Consider the following 16,187-nt stretch of genomic DNA (forward strand, 5'->3'; position numbering starts at 1 on the left):
TCAGATTATTAGCACCTTTGTGGTGTTTTTTCTATTCAATATCTGAATACGATTGAGCATACAAATTTTACTATTTTAATAACAATAAAAGTTACCGATGAAAAAGCACAATTTTAGCGCTGGACCCTGTATTTTACCACAAGAAGTTTTTAAAGAAGCTTCACAAGCTATATTAGATTATAATGATTCTGGTTTATCCGTCATTGAAATCTCACATCGTAGTAAAGATTTTGTTGATATTATGGAAGAAGCTCGCAGTCTGGCACTAGAATTACTCGGGTTAGAAGGAAAAGGATATAAAGCCCTTTTCTTACAAGGAGGTGCCAGTACTCAATTTCTTATGACAGCATATAACCTGCTGCAAACCAAAGCTGGATATATTAACACAGGAAGCTGGAGTGATAAAGCTGTTAAAGAAGCAAAGTTATTTGGAGAAGTGTTAGAAATTGCCTCGTCAAAAGATGCAAATTATAACTACATCCCAAAAGGTTATGAAGTGCCTGGTGATTTAGATTATATACACTGTACAAGTAACAATACCATTTTCGGAACACAAATCAAAGATTTCCCGACTTCAAATATCCCATTGGTTTGTGATATGAGTAGTGATATCTTTTCAAGACAATTGGATTTTTCTAAATTTAGTTTAATCTATGCCGGAGCACAAAAAAATATGGGCCCTGCAGGTACTACTCTTGTTGTAGTAAAAGAAGATATTTTAGGAAAAATAAATAGACAAATTCCTTCTATGCTTGATTATCAAGTACATATTAGTAAAGGAAGTATGTTTAATACGCCTCCAGTTTTTGCTGTATATACATCAATGCTGACCTTAAGATGGCTTAAAAACCTGGGCGGTATTGCAGCTATGGAAGAGCTAAATGAGAAAAAAGCTAAACTGATCTATTCTGAGATTGATGTAAATCCTTTATTTAAAGGTTTTGCAGCAAAAGAAGATCGTTCAAATATGAATGCTACATTTACTTTAATTAACGAAAATCTTAAAGAAACCTTTGATACCATGTGTAAAGAAGGAGGAATTAATGGAGTAAATGGTCACCGAAGCGTAGGTGGATATAGAGCAAGCATGTACAATGCAATGACTATAGAAAGTGTTGCTGCCCTTGTAGATATAATGGGAGATTTAGAAAGAAAAGCATAAACAAAATTGTTAAGGTTAGTTACAACTTAACATGAATAACTTATAATTTAATAATGAAAGTATTAGCAAACGACGGAGTATCACAAAGCGGTATTGATGCTTTAGAGAAAGAAGGTTTTGAAGTATTAACAACAACAGTTGCTCAAGATCAATTAGTGAATTTTATTAATGATAATGAAATATCAGTTTTATTAGTTCGAAGCGCAACTAAAGTAAGAACTGATATTATCGACAACTGCCCATCGCTTAAAATCATTGGTCGTGGCGGTGTAGGTATGGATAATATCGATGTAGCATATGCAAGAGAAAAAGGTTTGAGTGTAATAAACACCCCTGCAGCATCATCTGGATCCGTTGCAGAATTGGTTTTTGCTCACCTTTATGGTAGTGTACGTTTTTTACATGATTCTAACCGTAATATGCCATTAGAAGGTGATAGTAAATTCAAGAATCTTAAGAAAGCCTATGGCGGTGGTACTGAGCTAAGAGGAAAAACATTAGGTGTTATTGGTATTGGTCGTATTGGACAAGCAACTGCCAAAATTGCAATTGGTGTTGGTATGAATGTGATTGCTTATGATCCATTTATTGAAGAAGTAGATATTCCGTTAGAGTTTTTTGATGGTCAATCGCTAAACTTTAAGATCAAGACTGTTTCTAAAGAAGAAGTATTAAAAAATGCAGATTTCTTTACTCTTCATGTTCCTGCACAAAAGGAATATGTTATCGGTAAACCAGAAATAGAACAAATGAAAGATGGTGCAGGATTAATTAATGCTGCACGAGGCGGTGTTATCGACGAAGTGGCATTAGTTGAAGCTTTAGAAGCAGGTAAATTAGGTTTTGCAGGACTAGATGTATTTGAAAACGAACCCAGCCCTGCTATTAAAGTATTAATGAATAACAAAATATCATTGACTCCGCATATTGGAGCAGCAACCGGCGAGGCTCAAGATCGTATTGGACAAGAACTTGCTGATCAAATTATTAGTATTTTAAAATAAAAGACTATTCACAAAATAAGTAATACCGCTCTATATCCAAGGGCGGTATTTTTTTGTTCAAAATTATCCAGGAATTGCATTTAATCTTTAAAAATTACATTTCATCTGTTTTTTCATGAAATAAAACTATGGTATATGGATTTCTTAAAAAGAAAAGATGTAAATTTAAGTTCCTTTAACTAAAAAAATAAAAATCATGTCTGGAATTTTAGATCTTTTAAATAGCCCAATGGGTAAACAAATTATTAGTGGTGTAAGCTCACAAACAGGGCAATCCGCTGACAAAACCGGAAGCCTTTTAAATATGGCCATGCCTGTATTAATGGGAGCTATGCAAAGAAATGCTGCTACTCCTGAAGGAGCTTCTGGGTTATTAAATGCATTGTCTAGTAAGCATTCAGGAGGAATTTTGGATAATTTAGGAGGTTTATTTGAAGGTGGTGTAGATCAAAGTGTTACCAATGATGGTGCCGGAATTCTAGGACATATTCTTGGAGGAAAACAACCTGCCGTAGAGAGTGCTTTGAGCCAAAAATCAGGAATAGATGCAGGTTCTGTTGCCGAAATATTAAAAGTAGCTGCCCCAATTCTTATGGGTGCTTTAGGTAAACAGGCTACACAAAATAATGTAAGTGATGCTAATGGACTGGCTAGCTTACTTGGTAATATGTCTGGAGCTCCGCAAGGATCAAAACAACAGTCATTAATAGAAACTTTTCTTGATGCCGATGGTGATGGTAGTGTTCTTGATGATGTAGCAGGTATGTTATTAAGCGGTAGCGGAAGCAAAAAAGGAGGCCTTGGCGGTTTGCTTGGAGGTCTTTTTGGAAAATAATTACAATCCTAAATAATGGTTAAAGCCGAAGAAGATTCTTCGGCTTTTTTGTATTTTACTTGTTGGGATGATAAAAAAAGTATTTTATATAGTAACCTTTGGAGTATTACTCTATAGTTGTGCAACAACAAAAGATAGAAATATTGCTCAGTATTTTAATCATGATAAAAATGATACGATACGAATAGCTAATGATAGCCTTGAGTATGAAATACTTATTATAGAACCCGGATTTAATGCATGGCTAGTAACACAAAGACCTAGAGGCTACTATTCTGAAACCTTTTTGGAAATCAGGAATAGACAATATGTAGTTGAGTATAATCAAAGAGTCTCTCAACCCATACGTTTCGATCCAAACCTATATATTCAATACATCAATTACGAGCCTCATATTCATTATGGGTACGAGGTAAATTATCTATTGTATAATTATTTTTTGTTTTTTGAACAACGGTATAGGCAACGTTTTCTTGTAAGTCGTGGGAGAAGGTTTTGATTTGAATAGTTTTTAATTGTATTTTTGCGCCATGCAAAAATTCAAAGATCGCTGGGAAATAAAATCTAGCTGGCAATTAATCTTTCCGATACTCGGATTACTAAGTGTACTGTTTTCTTCTTATTTGATAAGCAAAAAAATCATGACATTTATTGAAATTAGTCAAACAGATGTTGCATATATTGGTATGCTTTCTGCACTAATCGGTTTTTTCTCAGTTCTTTTGGTGTCAATAACCTTGAAGCTTTTCAATATTCTTGAACCTAAGTGGCAAGTCACCTATCGCTGGGAGCTTATTGCTATATTTATAGTATTTGCAATTACCGGATCAACAGCGGCTAGAATTTCTGATCCTATGATTTCTTTTTTAGGAATTCATAGTGAAACTACAAGCGGCTGGATATACTGGCCCACGCGTATATTATTTGTATTTCCAATATACCAAATACTGCTCCTTATCGTAGGGTGGTTATTTGGTCAATTCAAATTTTTCTGGAATTTTGAAAAGAAAATGTTAAGTAGAATGGGGTTTTCACGTCTTTTTATGGATTAAGATACATCTGCATCTATAATATCTTTTACCGTTTCTTTTTTGAACACATAAGTATATAACCACATTATAGTAAAAGTGGGTATAATATCAAAACCTGGTAATGCTTCTTCGACCAATGTAAAAACACCAGCAGCTTTACCAACATTACCCTTATACATCTTTGTCATTAGCCAACCGGCAAGAGGAGCCCATATAACATCTCCAAATTCGCCAACTCCGGGTATAATATACGTTACCATACCTAGGCCGTCAAAAAGTAAGCTTAATCCAAGTTTTTTATATTTATCATTTACCATATTAAATTATTTGGGGTTTGTATCGAATAAAGCAAATAGTGTTCCAAAATAAGTTACCCCAAATCTGCCGTAATCAATCTTAAAAACTCCGTTCTGGTTTCAATTTTTTCAAATTGTCCTCTAAAACCTGAAGTCGTTGTTACCGAATTTTGTTTTTGTACACCACGCATCATCATACACATATGTGAAGCTTCAATAACTACCGCTACTCCTTTTGGTTTCAAAGTATCATTTATACATTCTAAGATATCATGAGTAAGGCGCTCCTGAACCTGCAATCGTCGTGCAAAAATGTCTACCACTCTGGGTAATTTACTTAATCCAACTATATGACCATTAGGAATATAAGCGATATGGGCTTTACCAAAGAATGGCAACATATGATGCTCGCATAAAGAATACAATTCAATATCCTTAACTATTACCATATCATCATATTCTTCTTTAAACATGGCACTTTTTAGTACCTGTTCTGGATCTTGATGATACCCTTGCGTCAAAAACAGCATAGCCTTAGCAGCGCGTTCAGGTGTTTTTTGTATTCCTTCTCTTTCTATATCCTCTCCTAGATCACCAAGTATAGATTCAAAATGCTCTCTAACATCATCAGTAACCTTTATATTATACTCTTCAAAGTTTTTATATGGCATATCACTTAATTCTGTAATTCTTCTTTTAATTTAGCCTTAAAGGTAGTATATAATTTATTAAGCTTTGGATTAATGACAAACTGGCAATATCCTTGACTACTATTCTGATTATAATAATTTTGGTGATAATCTTCAGCATTATAGAAAGGTCCCAATTCTGTAATTTCTGTAACAATGGGACTATCAAATATGTCCTGCTTTTCTAATTCTTCTATTAGAGCCTCTGCAACCGTTTTTTGTTCTTCATTCGCATAAAAAATTGCACTGCGATATTGTGTACCTCGATCAGCTCCTTGTTGATTTAATGTGGTTGGATCATGGGTAGCAAAAAAAATCTCCAGTAACTCTTTAAAACTAATCAAACCAGGATTGTATTTGATTTTAATTGCTTCAGCATGACCTGTTCTTCCGGTTGTAATCTCCCTGTAGGCTGGATTTTTTATAGTACCCCCGGTATATCCCGAAATTACTTGACTAACGCCTTCTAGACGTTGAAAAACAGCCTCTGTACACCAAAAACAACCTCCGGCGAGTATAGCCTCTTCTATAATATCTTCTTTCATTACAATTTTTTAACCGTATTTATAGAACTAAAATACGTATATAGTAAAATCTCAATACTTTTTTAACGTTTCATTAGCACCTATAGTTCGATATATAAACTTAGACCAATATCTTGGGGATTCTTTGGATATTGACTATTTTCACTGCTTATAAACTTGAAAAATACATGATCAAAGCAAAAAACATCCATAAATATTATGGTGATTTACACGTTCTTAAGGGTGTAGATTTGCATATTAAAAAAGGGGAAATTGTTTCTATTGTAGGAGCATCGGGAGCCGGAAAAACCACATTGTTACAAATTTTAGGCACACTAGATCGAGCCAATACAATTAATGAAAGTCTTTTAACAATAAACGAGGCCAGCATTGATAAGCTTTCGCAAAAGCAGCTTTCAAAATTTAGAAATGAACAACTTGGATTTATTTTTCAGTTTCATCAATTATTACCAGAGTTTACCGCTTTAGAAAATGTATGTATTCCGGCTTTTATAAAGAAAACACCAAAAGCTAAAGCCGAAAAAAGAGCCAAAGAATTGTTAGATTTCTTAGGGCTTTCGCACCGATATGACCATAAACCAAATGAATTATCAGGAGGAGAACAACAGCGAGTGGCTGTTGCAAGAGCATTAATCAATAATCCAAAAGTGATTTTTGCCGATGAACCCTCTGGAAACCTTGATAGCGAGGCTGCAGAAAATCTGCATAAATTGTTTTTTAAACTTAGAGATGAGTTTGGACAAACTTTTGTGATTGTAACTCATAATCAAGAATTAGCTGACATGGCAGATCGAAAATTGGTAATGGTAGATGGTAAAATAATTGGATAAAACAAGTGAAAAAACTAGATATACTAGACCTCAAAGGCTTTCTTGACGAAAAAGCTTCTTTTTACGAACAACCAAAATTTATAGAAACAGATCCCATACAAATCCCCCATTTGTTTACACAAAAAGAAGATATTGAAATCTCAGGTTTTTTAACAGCTACAATTTCCTGGGGAAATCGTAAAAGTATTCTAACCAATGCGCATAAATTGATGGGACTTCTTGGAAATACTCCTTACGATTTTGTTATGCATCATACAAAAACAGACTTAGAACGGTTAGAAGGGTTTGTGCATCGTACGTTTAACAGTATTGATCTGTCATACTTCATTATAGCACTAAAAGAAATTTATACCAATCATGGTGATATGGAAAGTTTTTATGCGCAGTTTAGTACAGAAAATAATTTTCAAAATGCGATCCATCACTTTAAGAAAGAATTTTTTTCACTTCCTCATCTAACTAGAACAGAGAAGCATATAAGCGATCCGTATAAAAATTCTGCCGCCAAAAGAATTAACATGTTTTTGAGGTGGATGGTGAGGGATTCTAAAGCTGGTGTTGATCTTGGGATTTGGAAGAACCTCTCTCCTTCTCAACTGTCTTGTCCATTAGATGTTCATTCTGGTAATGTTGCACGCAAACTTGGATTACTTAAACGAAAACAAAATGATGGTAAAGCTTTATCAGAATTAGATGAAAAGCTAAGAAAACTAGATCCTATTGATCCTGTCAAATATGACTATGCTTTATTCGGATTAGGAGTTTTCGAAAAATTCTAAAATCAGATATAAACAAAGTATAGAATACTGACCAGAACCATCAAAGTTAAACTTAGAAGTATTTTTTTTACTACCCAAATCATAGAAAAGTCCCGTAATCGAATTAATGCAAAAATCAAACCAATCCCAATCCCAGTAATACCATAAAATATTGGTATAATAAAATATAAAACACCATCAATACTATGTGGATGATCACTACCAAAAAAAGTAACGATTACAAATGCTAAGAGTAGACCAGTCAAAGTATATAAAAACAGTCCAATAAGAATTGATTTAAGAACCCCAAAAAAATGTCGCTTATTATATTTCTCTAGCATTTATTTTCTTTTTAATTGAGGAGCCCATAATTTGGTATCGATTTCCACATAACAAATATTAAATTTTCTTTTTAACCATTCCAATATTTGTTCAGGGTGTCTATATCTTTTACGTTCATTTTTATAATCACCATGCATGAGTGTGTTTCCTTCCTTATCAATAATATATAGATAGAAATTTTCTTGCATAGCTTTAATTAGTACTTGATTATATTCTCCTTCTTCTAATATAATCTCTAAATCTTTAGTTTTTATAATAGGCATTATTTTTCTACTTCTAATTACTTTCCTAGATGAAGATAGGAATATTTATTATATCATGGAGATATTATAAATTCACCAAGAAAATTAAAGACACTTAGATTCATTCTAAAGAATAATAATTCCTTTACATTCGAAACATTAAGATGATATTTCTTTAATAAACATAAAACATCTTCATAAAGTTATTACGGCACCTCTCGGAGTAAATTTGTAAAAAACGAAAACTCACCAATCATGAAAAATCATTTTATAATTACTGCAGTTGCATCGGCTTTGCTGTTTACATCATGCGATCTTGACGATTATACAGGTCCCGTAAAACCTCCAACAGGAAAAATTGAATTGAAAAACCATTCTGTTTCCCCGGTGCTATTAGAAAAAACTCCTGAATTTTCTGATATAGAAATCTACAACTTACTGTCATCCGAAGATACTTATATTCCAGATTTTACATATGGATCTATGGCAGATGGTGCAGGGTTATTAAAAAATAACGATGGGACTTTTACACTAATTAATAATATTGAAGCAGATTATTCTGTTGCTAGAATTACGCTAGATGAAACTTTCAAGCCCATAAAAGGGGAACACATTCTAAATGCCGTAGCAACAGCAAACACAGCTCAATGCTCTGGCTCCCTTATAACTCCATCGGTACATGGTTTTGGTCCATTATATCTTTCTGGCGGAGAATGGGGAGGAAACTCTAAAGGTGTTTTTGCAACAGATCCCTATAGAGATGCAACCGAAGCTTCAGTTCCTAGAATGTTACCCGCCATGGGTCAATGGTCTACAGAAAATGCTGTCGCACTGGGTATACGAGCATATTCAGGAAAAACTGTTGTCTTTATTGGAGATGATAATAGTAACAATGAAATCCCATCTGGACAACTAGGTATGTATGTTGGACGACATGGTGATTTAGAAGGAGGTAAACTATATGGGCTAAAAGTTACTTCACCAGGAGTTACTTATGAAATGGATATGGAAGAAGGAGTCGCATATGATATGGAGTTTGTTGAATTAAAAGAAAGAGAGATTGATTTATTAGATGCCGAAGCTAAAGAAAAACGCATAATGGGGTTCTCTAGATTAGAAGATATCGATTGGAGAAGAGGTGCCCGAAAAAACAATCAGGAAGTTTATTTTGCCGTAACAGGAAGAGATAAACCAGGATTAATCGGAAAAGGTACGCGCTCCGGAAGAATCTATAAAGTAATTCTTAACCCAAAAAACCCTCAAGAACCTGGTAAAATAATTTGTATTCTTGATGGTGATAAAGAAGGTGGTATTGCTGAAGCTTTTCATAGCCCAGACAACATTTTGGTAACCGAAAACTACGCATATATTCAAGAAGACCCTAACGGGATTCAGGACTTTAAACCAGCTGCGGCTCACTACTCTAGATTATATCAATACAACTTAAATACCGGAGAATTAAAAACGGTATTAGAATGTGATCAGCTCAAGGCCGAAGCCCAAGGATACGGTCCCGCAAATAGAATCTGGGAGATCACTGGTATGATTGATATTTCAGAAACTATCGGAGTAGATGAAACTTTTCTTATGATAACTCAAAATCATGGTTGGGAACGAGCGGATGGTACACCATTTACAGATCCAACAGCTAATCCTGATATTGCCAACAGTCGCAAAGAAGGAAGTATGTTGTATGTAATAAAAGGATTAGAAAGGTAAAGCATATATGATCATTTCAATTTCAATCAATACTAAAGAGGTTTATTTCGCGATAAGCCTCTTCATTATATTAAGTTTAATTGCTTCTTGTTCTTCGGATAAAGTAGAAAAAAGTAAAAGAGTTCCATCGAATGCACTAATGAAAGAGCAATTTATCAAGGATATTTCTATGTCTATTGCGTCTTTAGATAGTGCAACGGCTAATATGGATAAAGTTTGTGAGTATTATGTAACATCTCGTAAATATTTCAAAAAAACCGAACCTATTTTATCTTTTCTCGACACCGAAAATTATGGGTTTCTAAATCAACCTAATATTACCAAAATTGAAGAAGAAGATTTTACAGACATTAAAATCAAAAAACCTAGTGGATATCAAGTTTTAGAAGAAGAAATTTTCGCAGAAGAATTAGATTCTTTGAACGTAATAAAACATTTGAATTTGGTGTCTAACCGATTAAAACTAATCAAAGAGAATATTAGTTTTAGTCACCTAAAGTCTTATCATTTCTTATGGTTGTTTAGAAAATCATTTATAAGAATTGCTCTCACAGGAATTACAGGCTTTGATTCTCCTGTTCTGGAAAATTCATTAGAAGAATCTAAAATAGTATACCAAAGTCTAAAAACTTATCTGTCAATTTTCGAAAATAAATTTGAAAACAAAGCACTTTATGAAGATTTGAAAATAGAAATAGATCAATCCATCGAAGACTTAAATGGAGATTTTAATTCTTTTGACCGATATCATTTTATTAAAAACCACACACACAAACAACTAGATTTGTGGAACCAGATTGTTGCCGATTGGAATGTACGTTTTCCGTTCGAGCTGGCTATAAAAAATGATGCAACCTCTCTATTTGAATCCAATACATTTAATTTAACGTATTTTTCAGACAGAAATTCTGGAAAAACTACTCCAGAGAGAATAGAATTAGGGAAAAAACTATTTAATGATGCCCGACTTTCTTCGAGCAAAAAAATAAGTTGTGCTACATGTCATCATTCAAACAAAGCATTTACAGATGGATTGAAAGTAAGCAAGGGAGTAACTCGTAATGCACCCACACTACTCTATGCCGCGCTTCAAAAAGGATTCTTTTATGACAAAAGAGCAGGAAGCCTTGAAGGCCAAATCATTGCTGTAGTAAAAAATAAAAATGAATTTCATTCGGATTTAGAAACTTTAGAAAAAGCTGTACGCAATGATAGCACGTATATACATGACTTTTCTATATCTTATCCCAATAAAGGAATAACAAATGTAGAAATTAGGAATGCCATAGCTAGTTATATTAGAAGCTTAACACCTTTTAACTCAAAGTTTGATCGAAACATTAATAATAAAGAAAGATCACTTACACAAAATGAAATTAATGGCTTCAATTTATTTAATGGTAAAGCCAAATGTGCAACTTGCCATTTTGCTCCTGTATTTAATGGCACTGTACCTCCTGATTATAAAGAATCGGAGATTGAATTAATTGGAGTGCCAGAAGAAAATGATACTATACATGCCAAAATAAGTAGTGATTTAGGAAGATACTACGTGTATAAAACTCCAGAAAGAAAACACTTTTTTAAAACGTCTACGGTACGAAATGCAAATATAACAAGTCCATACATGCATAACGGAGTTTTCAATACCCTGAAAGAGGTTATGAATTTCTATAATCGCGGCGGTGGAGCAGGAATTGGTATTCATCAAAAATTACAAACCTTACCACCTGTTAAACTAAATTTGACCGATCAAGAAATTAACGACATTATTGATTTTATAAAATCTCTTGAAGACAAAGATCTATAATAGATAAGTAATAGTTAAATATAAATGAATAGCCAAAAAAACACCAATACACAGTATTGTATAAGATCATGTCGTTCTTACTTAAAACATATAGCGGCTACTTTTATAATGGTTTTATTTTAAACATATTACGGTTATTCCATAATTCACTATATTAAAGATAATTAGCAATCTGTATTTGATAATTTTTTGTTAATTTTATTAAGAATTGATATAATCCACAAATCAATTCTTTGCAATAGAATGATAACAGCTGCTATACCAACAAACGAAAGATTTAGATTACAAGCCTTAAAATCATTGAATATTTTGGACACAGAATATGAAAAAGAATTTGATGATATTACGAGTTTGGCAACGTTTATATGCGGTACTGAAATCGCTTTAATATCACTTATTGATAAAGATAGGCAATGGTTTAAGTCCAAACAGGGGTTAAAGGTTTCAGAAACTCATAGAGATTTTTCTTTTTGTGCTCATGCGATCCTCGATCCAGAAAACCCTTTAATAGTAAATGATGCCAGAAAAGATGAACGTTTTCGCGATAATCCTTTCACTCAAAAAGATAAGATTGGGATTTTTTATGCAGGTATACCGTTGGTCGATAAAAATGGATTTGCCTTAGGAACCCTATGTGTTATAGATAGTAAGCCCAAAGAACTTTCTGAACGACAACTTGAATCGCTAAAATCCTTGGCCAATCAAGTCACTATTCTTTTTGAACTCAATAAGAAAAATAATGATCTTGAAAAATTTCAACGTAAACTAAAGAGAAGAAATGAATCTTTGAAAGATTTTGCCAGAGTAATATCACATGATCTGAAAATGCCATTAGCAAATATTATTTCTACAACGGATTTATTAAAAATAATCCTTAACGGAAAACTAGATAAAGAAAGTATGGAGTATTTTGATTATATCAAAACTTCTTCATTTTCTATGAGTAATTATATTAGTGATGTTCTGGGCCATTATGAAAGTGAAAGTTTAATTAATAATAAACCGGAAACGTTTTATTTAAATGATTTCTTAAAAGAAATTGTTGCATTATTAAGTATAAAACCTGATTTTACTATACATTATCCAGAAAACAACCCTATATTAGAGTGTAATCGATTAGCTTTAAAACAAATTTTTTTCAATCTAATCGGGAACAGCATCAAGTATAATGACAAAGATCAAATAGTCATTTGTATTGAGGCAAACGAAGATGAAAAGTTCTATTATTTCAAAATTACTGATAATGGAATGGGCATTCCAAAGGATGAAATCGATACCATTTTTGACCTATTTACAACAGCAAACATGGTAGATAGAAACGGTAATAAGGGTAATGGAATTGGATTATCAACCGTAAAAAAACTGGTTGAAAAGCTTAATGGAACTATTAACGTAACCTCTCAAGAAAAGGTACAGACTACATTTGATTTTTGTATTCAGAAGCCAATTTAGTTTTATTTGGTCTTCATTGTTTTTATGCACGCTTCTGCACATTTTTCACCATCAATTGCAGCCGAAATTATTCCTCCAGCATATCCAGCTCCTTCTCCGCAGGGATACAATCCTTTAATTTGAATATGTTCTAATGTTTTCCAATCTCGGGGTATTCGAACTGGCGACGATGTTCGAGATTCTGGTGCATGTACAACTGCTTCATTTGTTAGATAGCCTTTCATGCTCTTATTAAACTCCTTAAAGCCATACTTCAATGTTTTATGAATAAACTCTGGAAATACACTTTTCATATCTGCAGAAGTCAAACCCGGTTTATAGGATGTTAGCGGAAGATTTGTGGATACTTTTTCATCTACCAGATCAACCAATCGTTGTGCTGGAACCTTTTGAGTTTCTCCTCCTATATGCCATGCTTGTTGTTCTATACTTTTTTGAAAATGCATTCCCGATAGCGGACCATACTTTTCAAAAGGTTTAAAATCTTCTAATCGCAGTTCTACAACAATTCCACTATTAGAAGTAGGTTGATCTCTTTTAGAAGGTGACCATCCATTAGTAACTACCTCGCCAGGACTTGTTGCACAAGGTGCAATTACGCCTCCCGGGCACATGCAAAAAGAATATATCCCTCGACCATCTACTTGTTTTACAATACTATATGGTGATGGTGGCAAATATGGGCTCCTGATATCGCATTTATATTGAATCTGGTCTATCAATTGCTGAGAATGCTCTACACGCACTCCCAAAGCAAAAGGTTTTGCTTCAATTTCAATTTTCTTTTGATAAAGGAGTTCAAAAATATCTCTGGCAGAATGGCCTGTAGCCAATATTACTTTATTAGTTGCTATCGTACTCTTATTATGCAATGTTACTCCATTGATCTCAGAATTCTTGATGATCAAATCAATAACACGAGTCTCAAAATGAATTTCTCCACCTGTTTCTATAATTTTTTCGCGAATAGCGGCTATAATTCCTGGCAATTTGTTGGTTCCTATGTGCGGATGCGCTTCTACCAAGATCTGATCTGTAGCCCCAAAACCTACTAAAAGCTCTAAAATACGCTGTACATCTCCCCTCTTCTTTGATCGCGTATATAACTTGCCATCGCTATACGTTCCTGCTCCACCTTCTCCAAAACAATAATTAGAATCTTCATTGACGATATGATCTCTATTAATTGCTTTAAGATCCCGTCGCCGGTTTCTAACATCTTTTCCACGTTCTAAAACGATTGGTTTATATCCAAGTTCTATACAACGCAGCGCGGCAAACAATCCTGCCGGACCTGCTCCAATTATTACAACTTCTGAAGCACTTGAAACATTTGGGTAATCTGGTAGTTTTATAGGTTGATCTGTGAAATCTTCCTGTACAAATACTTTTATCTTTAAGTTTATCTTAATAGCTCGTTGTCTGGCATCTATAGAACGTTTAAGAATCTGTATATGTCTAATTTCATCTATTGGGATACCATTTTTTTTTGCTACACCTATTTTCAATTTTTCTTGATGGGCAGCAACTTCTGGAGGAACTTGTATTGTAAATTCGTATTGCAATTTTGCGTAAGATTTCTAATTATAAGGCGAAGATACGATAATCTTTATTTCAAAAGTGTGTGTTAAAATAACAGAATATAAATAAAGTTTAACCGTTTATTAAGGTAATAGTTTTATATATTTGAATTAAACAAACCTTAAATTTAGAATTATGAAAAAGCTTTTTTTATTGGCTATTGCGGTAATCAGTTTTTCGTTATCTTCTCAGGCACAAAATGTTAAGTTTGGTTTCAAGGGAGGACTTAACCTGGCCGACGTTGATTTTGAAGTTGCTGGAGTTGATCCTGATTCAAGAACGGGATATCATATAGGTGCGGTTCTTCAACTTGGACTTGCCGATACGTTTGCTATACAGCCAGAATTATTATACTCTACGCAGGGTACAGATATTTTTGACGTTGATTACTTAAACATTCCAGTATTGGCTAAGCTCAAATTTGCTAAGATTTTTAGTGTTGAAGCTGGACCACAATTTGGTTTTGTAGTAAATGATGGTGTTAAAAATGCTTTTTTCTCAACTTTAGAGTCAGAAAGCTTTGATATTAGTGGGGCTGTTGGTGCAGGTGTCGAATTTGGGCCAGTATTTGGTCAAATACGCTATAATTTTGGATTAACAGATGTTGTAGATGGTTTTGACGGAAAAAATAAGGCATTCCAAATATCTGTAGGATACTACATATTCTAAAAAGATATATATTTCTTAATAAAAAAAGCGGAAGGTATACCTTCCGCTTTTTTTATAGCCCAAAGGTTTGTTAAAGTTAGTTTTTAGAACAAAAACCTTATGTAGCTTTATCCGTACCAGTATTTCACACATTTATAAATCAATGTACTAGTTGTTATCCCCTATTATCAATGAAACCCACTCGGAAACGTAGAATTATCAATTTTTTAACAACGCTTAATTTAAAAAGTTATAAGAGAAATAATACCCTTACATCATATGATGTATATAAACAAACAACTCAGCTAAGAGTATCAATTTTTTCTCTTATTAAAGATAGTCTTCTTATAGCACTTGGAGTAGTCTCAGCTGCCTTTGGACTTGAAAGTTTTTTATTACCAAATATGTTTATAGATGGTGGAGTTACCGGAATTTCTCTGTTGATTTCAGAAATAACCTCACTCCCACTTTATATTCTTATTTTGCTAATTAATATACCATTTATACTTCTTGGACTTAAAGTGATTGGACAAAGGTTCGCAATTCGGGCTACTATTGCCATTCTTGCACTTGCAATTACCCTTTTTGTTTTTGATTTTCCAGAAGTAACCCAGGATAAACTATTAGTATCTGTTTTTGGAGGTTTTTTTCTTGGGGCAGGTATTGGGCTTTCTGTTCGTGGTGGGGGTGTCCTTGACGGGACTGAAGTCCTTGCTATTTTTATGAGCAGAAAATTAGGAACCACTGTTGGTGATGCTATAACGATTATTAACATTGTTATTTTTTTGGCAGCCGCGTATCTATTGTCGGTTGAAACTGCCTTATATTCTATGTTAACCTATTTATCGGCATCAAAAACCCTTGATTTTGTAATCGAAGGTATAGAAGAATATACAGGAGTAACGATCATTTCTGAACGAAATGATGAAATTATAGAAATGATAACCCATAAAATGAGACGAGGGATAACTATTTACCAAGGTAAACAAGGATATGGAAACCATGGAAAGAGTATGAATCAAATTGATATTATATACACAGTAATAACTCGACTTGAAATTAGTAAACTTAATACCGAAATTGAAAAAATTGACCCTGACGCTTTTGTAATCATGCACAGTATTAATGATACCCGTGGGGGTATGATCAAAAAACGCCCCATATAGTGATAAAAGAAATTGTAGTTTTACACATAAGATTTTTGATTTGAGAATTTGTATTTCGTAATTCATATACCTTATAT

18 protein-coding genes are annotated in these 16,187 nt (G+C 33.5%); 12 read left to right on the top strand and 6 right to left on the bottom strand.

What is annotated here, in order from left to right; translation table 11 throughout:
• The first annotated feature begins 97 nt into the window (after positions 1 to 97).
• From serC to JJQ60_RS18485, 5 genes are all read left to right on the top strand, one after another.
• A complete protein-coding gene (gene serC / locus JJQ60_RS18465) occupies positions 98 to 1,162 on the top strand; it encodes a 3-phosphoserine/phosphohydroxythreonine transaminase (protein ID WP_201923710.1) in 1,065 nt (354 codons plus the stop codon).
• Between the two features lie 53 nt (positions 1,163 to 1,215).
• Positions 1,216 to 2,166 (top strand): D-2-hydroxyacid dehydrogenase, encoded by a 951-nt coding sequence (locus tag JJQ60_RS18470; protein WP_201923712.1) that lies wholly within the window; start codon positions 1,216 to 1,218, stop codon positions 2,164 to 2,166.
• Positions 2,167 to 2,362: 196 nt separating this feature from the next.
• A complete protein-coding gene (locus tag JJQ60_RS18475) occupies positions 2,363 to 3,001 on the top strand; it encodes a DUF937 domain-containing protein (protein WP_201923714.1) in 639 nt (212 codons plus the stop codon).
• A gap of 67 nt (positions 3,002 to 3,068) precedes the next feature.
• Positions 3,069 to 3,500 carry a DUF6146 family protein gene (locus tag JJQ60_RS18480; protein ID WP_236669171.1) on the top strand — a complete coding sequence of 144 codons (432 nt, stop codon included), beginning with the start codon at positions 3,069 to 3,071 and terminating at the stop codon, positions 3,498 to 3,500.
• A gap of 31 nt (positions 3,501 to 3,531) precedes the next feature.
• Positions 3,532 to 4,053 (top strand): DUF6787 family protein, encoded by a 522-nt coding sequence (locus JJQ60_RS18485; protein WP_201923716.1) that lies wholly within the window; start codon positions 3,532 to 3,534, stop codon positions 4,051 to 4,053.
• Here JJQ60_RS18485 and JJQ60_RS18490 read toward each other — a convergent pair.
• The 3 genes from JJQ60_RS18490 to msrA are packed head-to-tail and all read right to left on the bottom strand — an operon-like array spanning position 4,050 to position 5,562.
• On the bottom strand, positions 4,050 to 4,349 hold the full coding sequence (locus tag JJQ60_RS18490) for a hypothetical protein (RefSeq protein ID WP_201923719.1): 300 nt from the start codon (positions 4,347 to 4,349) through the stop codon (positions 4,050 to 4,052). The two genes, JJQ60_RS18485 and JJQ60_RS18490, sit on opposite strands and share 4 nt — an antisense overlap.
• Before the next feature lie 53 nt (positions 4,350 to 4,402).
• Complete coding sequence (gene folE / locus JJQ60_RS18495; RefSeq protein ID WP_201923721.1) at positions 4,403 to 4,999, bottom strand: GTP cyclohydrolase I FolE; 597 nt, start codon at positions 4,997 to 4,999, stop codon at positions 4,403 to 4,405.
• A 5-nt stretch (positions 5,000 to 5,004) separates the two neighbouring features.
• Complete coding sequence (gene msrA, locus JJQ60_RS18500; RefSeq protein WP_201923723.1) at positions 5,005 to 5,562, bottom strand: peptide-methionine (S)-S-oxide reductase MsrA; 558 nt, start codon at positions 5,560 to 5,562, stop codon at positions 5,005 to 5,007.
• Between the two features lie 167 nt (positions 5,563 to 5,729).
• On the opposite strand from msrA, the gene JJQ60_RS18505 reads away from it, so the two are divergent.
• Both JJQ60_RS18505 and JJQ60_RS18510 read left to right on the top strand, forming a co-directional pair.
• Entirely contained in the window at positions 5,730 to 6,392 is a 663-nt protein-coding gene (locus JJQ60_RS18505) for an ABC transporter ATP-binding protein (RefSeq protein ID WP_201923725.1), read from the top strand.
• A gap of 5 nt (positions 6,393 to 6,397) precedes the next feature.
• Positions 6,398 to 7,171: a TIGR02757 family protein gene (locus JJQ60_RS18510; RefSeq protein ID WP_201923727.1), complete on the top strand. Its 774-nt coding sequence runs from the start codon at positions 6,398 to 6,400 to the stop codon at positions 7,169 to 7,171.
• Positions 7,172 to 7,173: 2 nt separating this feature from the next.
• Here JJQ60_RS18510 and JJQ60_RS18515 read toward each other — a convergent pair whose 3' ends face one another.
• Positions 7,174 to 7,491 (bottom strand): hypothetical protein, encoded by a 318-nt coding sequence (locus JJQ60_RS18515; protein WP_201923730.1) that lies wholly within the window; start codon positions 7,489 to 7,491, stop codon positions 7,174 to 7,176.
• Positions 7,492 to 7,755 (bottom strand): hypothetical protein, encoded by a 264-nt coding sequence (locus JJQ60_RS18520; RefSeq protein ID WP_201923733.1) that lies wholly within the window; start codon positions 7,753 to 7,755, stop codon positions 7,492 to 7,494.
• A 234-nt stretch (positions 7,756 to 7,989) separates the two neighbouring features.
• Between JJQ60_RS18520 and JJQ60_RS18525 the strand changes: the two genes are divergently transcribed.
• The 3 genes from JJQ60_RS18525 (at position 7,990) to JJQ60_RS18535 (ending at position 12,715) form a co-directional block, all read left to right on the top strand.
• Positions 7,990 to 9,453: a PhoX family protein gene (locus tag JJQ60_RS18525; RefSeq protein WP_201923735.1), complete on the top strand. Its 1,464-nt coding sequence runs from the start codon at positions 7,990 to 7,992 to the stop codon at positions 9,451 to 9,453.
• Positions 9,454 to 9,460: 7 nt separating this feature from the next.
• Positions 9,461 to 11,263 carry a cytochrome-c peroxidase gene (locus JJQ60_RS18530; RefSeq protein ID WP_201923737.1) on the top strand — a complete coding sequence of 601 codons (1,803 nt, stop codon included), beginning with the start codon at positions 9,461 to 9,463 and terminating at the stop codon, positions 11,261 to 11,263.
• A gap of 243 nt (positions 11,264 to 11,506) precedes the next feature.
• Positions 11,507 to 12,715, top strand: coding sequence for a sensor histidine kinase (locus JJQ60_RS18535; RefSeq protein WP_201923739.1), 1,209 nt, complete (start codon positions 11,507 to 11,509; stop codon positions 12,713 to 12,715).
• A 2-nt stretch (positions 12,716 to 12,717) separates the two neighbouring features.
• On the opposite strand, the gene JJQ60_RS18540 is transcribed toward JJQ60_RS18535, so the two are convergent.
• Positions 12,718 to 14,280 (bottom strand): NAD(P)/FAD-dependent oxidoreductase, encoded by a 1,563-nt coding sequence (locus JJQ60_RS18540; RefSeq protein ID WP_201923742.1) that lies wholly within the window; start codon positions 14,278 to 14,280, stop codon positions 12,718 to 12,720.
• 151 nt (positions 14,281 to 14,431) lie between these two features.
• Here JJQ60_RS18540 and JJQ60_RS18545 point away from each other — a divergent pair, with 151 nt between their 5' ends.
• Positions 14,432 to 14,965 (top strand): porin family protein, encoded by a 534-nt coding sequence (locus JJQ60_RS18545; protein ID WP_201923744.1) that lies wholly within the window; start codon positions 14,432 to 14,434, stop codon positions 14,963 to 14,965.
• Between the two features lie 170 nt (positions 14,966 to 15,135).
• Positions 15,136 to 16,110: a YitT family protein gene (locus JJQ60_RS18550; RefSeq protein WP_201923746.1), complete on the top strand. Its 975-nt coding sequence runs from the start codon at positions 15,136 to 15,138 to the stop codon at positions 16,108 to 16,110.
• Positions 16,111 to 16,187 lie beyond the last annotated feature (77 nt).

Source organism: Aquimarina mytili, assembly GCF_016735115.1.
Classification (GTDB): domain Bacteria; phylum Bacteroidota; class Bacteroidia; order Flavobacteriales; family Flavobacteriaceae; genus Aquimarina; species Aquimarina mytili.

What these genes read in the sequence shown, in the direction of transcription:
- serC (WP_201923710.1), top strand. Translation starts at nt 98, where the DNA reads ATGAAAAAGCACAATTTTAGCGCTGGACCCTGTATTTTACCACAAGAA.
- JJQ60_RS18470 (WP_201923712.1), top strand. Translation starts at nt 1,216, where the DNA reads ATGAAAGTATTAGCAAACGACGGAGTATCACAAAGCGGTATTGATGCT.
- JJQ60_RS18475 (WP_201923714.1), top strand. Translation starts at nt 2,363, where the DNA reads ATGTCTGGAATTTTAGATCTTTTAAATAGCCCAATGGGTAAACAAATT.
- JJQ60_RS18480 (WP_236669171.1), top strand. Translation starts at nt 3,069, where the DNA reads ATGATAAAAAAAGTATTTTATATAGTAACCTTTGGAGTATTACTCTAT.
- JJQ60_RS18485 (WP_201923716.1), top strand. Translation starts at nt 3,532, where the DNA reads ATGCAAAAATTCAAAGATCGCTGGGAAATAAAATCTAGCTGGCAATTA.
- JJQ60_RS18490 (WP_201923719.1), bottom strand. Translation starts at nt 4,349, where the DNA reads ATGGTAAATGATAAATATAAAAAACTTGGATTAAGCTTACTTTTTGAC.
- folE (WP_201923721.1), bottom strand. Translation starts at nt 4,999, where the DNA reads ATGCCATATAAAAACTTTGAAGAGTATAATATAAAGGTTACTGATGAT.
- msrA (WP_201923723.1), bottom strand. Translation starts at nt 5,562, where the DNA reads ATGAAAGAAGATATTATAGAAGAGGCTATACTCGCCGGAGGTTGTTTT.
- JJQ60_RS18505 (WP_201923725.1), top strand. Translation starts at nt 5,730, where the DNA reads ATGATCAAAGCAAAAAACATCCATAAATATTATGGTGATTTACACGTT.
- JJQ60_RS18515 (WP_201923730.1), bottom strand. Translation starts at nt 7,491, where the DNA reads ATGCTAGAGAAATATAATAAGCGACATTTTTTTGGGGTTCTTAAATCA.
- JJQ60_RS18520 (WP_201923733.1), bottom strand. Translation starts at nt 7,755, where the DNA reads ATGCCTATTATAAAAACTAAAGATTTAGAGATTATATTAGAAGAAGGA.
- JJQ60_RS18525 (WP_201923735.1), top strand. Translation starts at nt 7,990, where the DNA reads ATGAAAAATCATTTTATAATTACTGCAGTTGCATCGGCTTTGCTGTTT.
- JJQ60_RS18530 (WP_201923737.1), top strand. Translation starts at nt 9,461, where the DNA reads ATGATCATTTCAATTTCAATCAATACTAAAGAGGTTTATTTCGCGATA.
- JJQ60_RS18535 (WP_201923739.1), top strand. Translation starts at nt 11,507, where the DNA reads ATGATAACAGCTGCTATACCAACAAACGAAAGATTTAGATTACAAGCC.
- JJQ60_RS18545 (WP_201923744.1), top strand. Translation starts at nt 14,432, where the DNA reads ATGAAAAAGCTTTTTTTATTGGCTATTGCGGTAATCAGTTTTTCGTTA.
- JJQ60_RS18550 (WP_201923746.1), top strand. Translation starts at nt 15,136, where the DNA reads ATGAAACCCACTCGGAAACGTAGAATTATCAATTTTTTAACAACGCTT.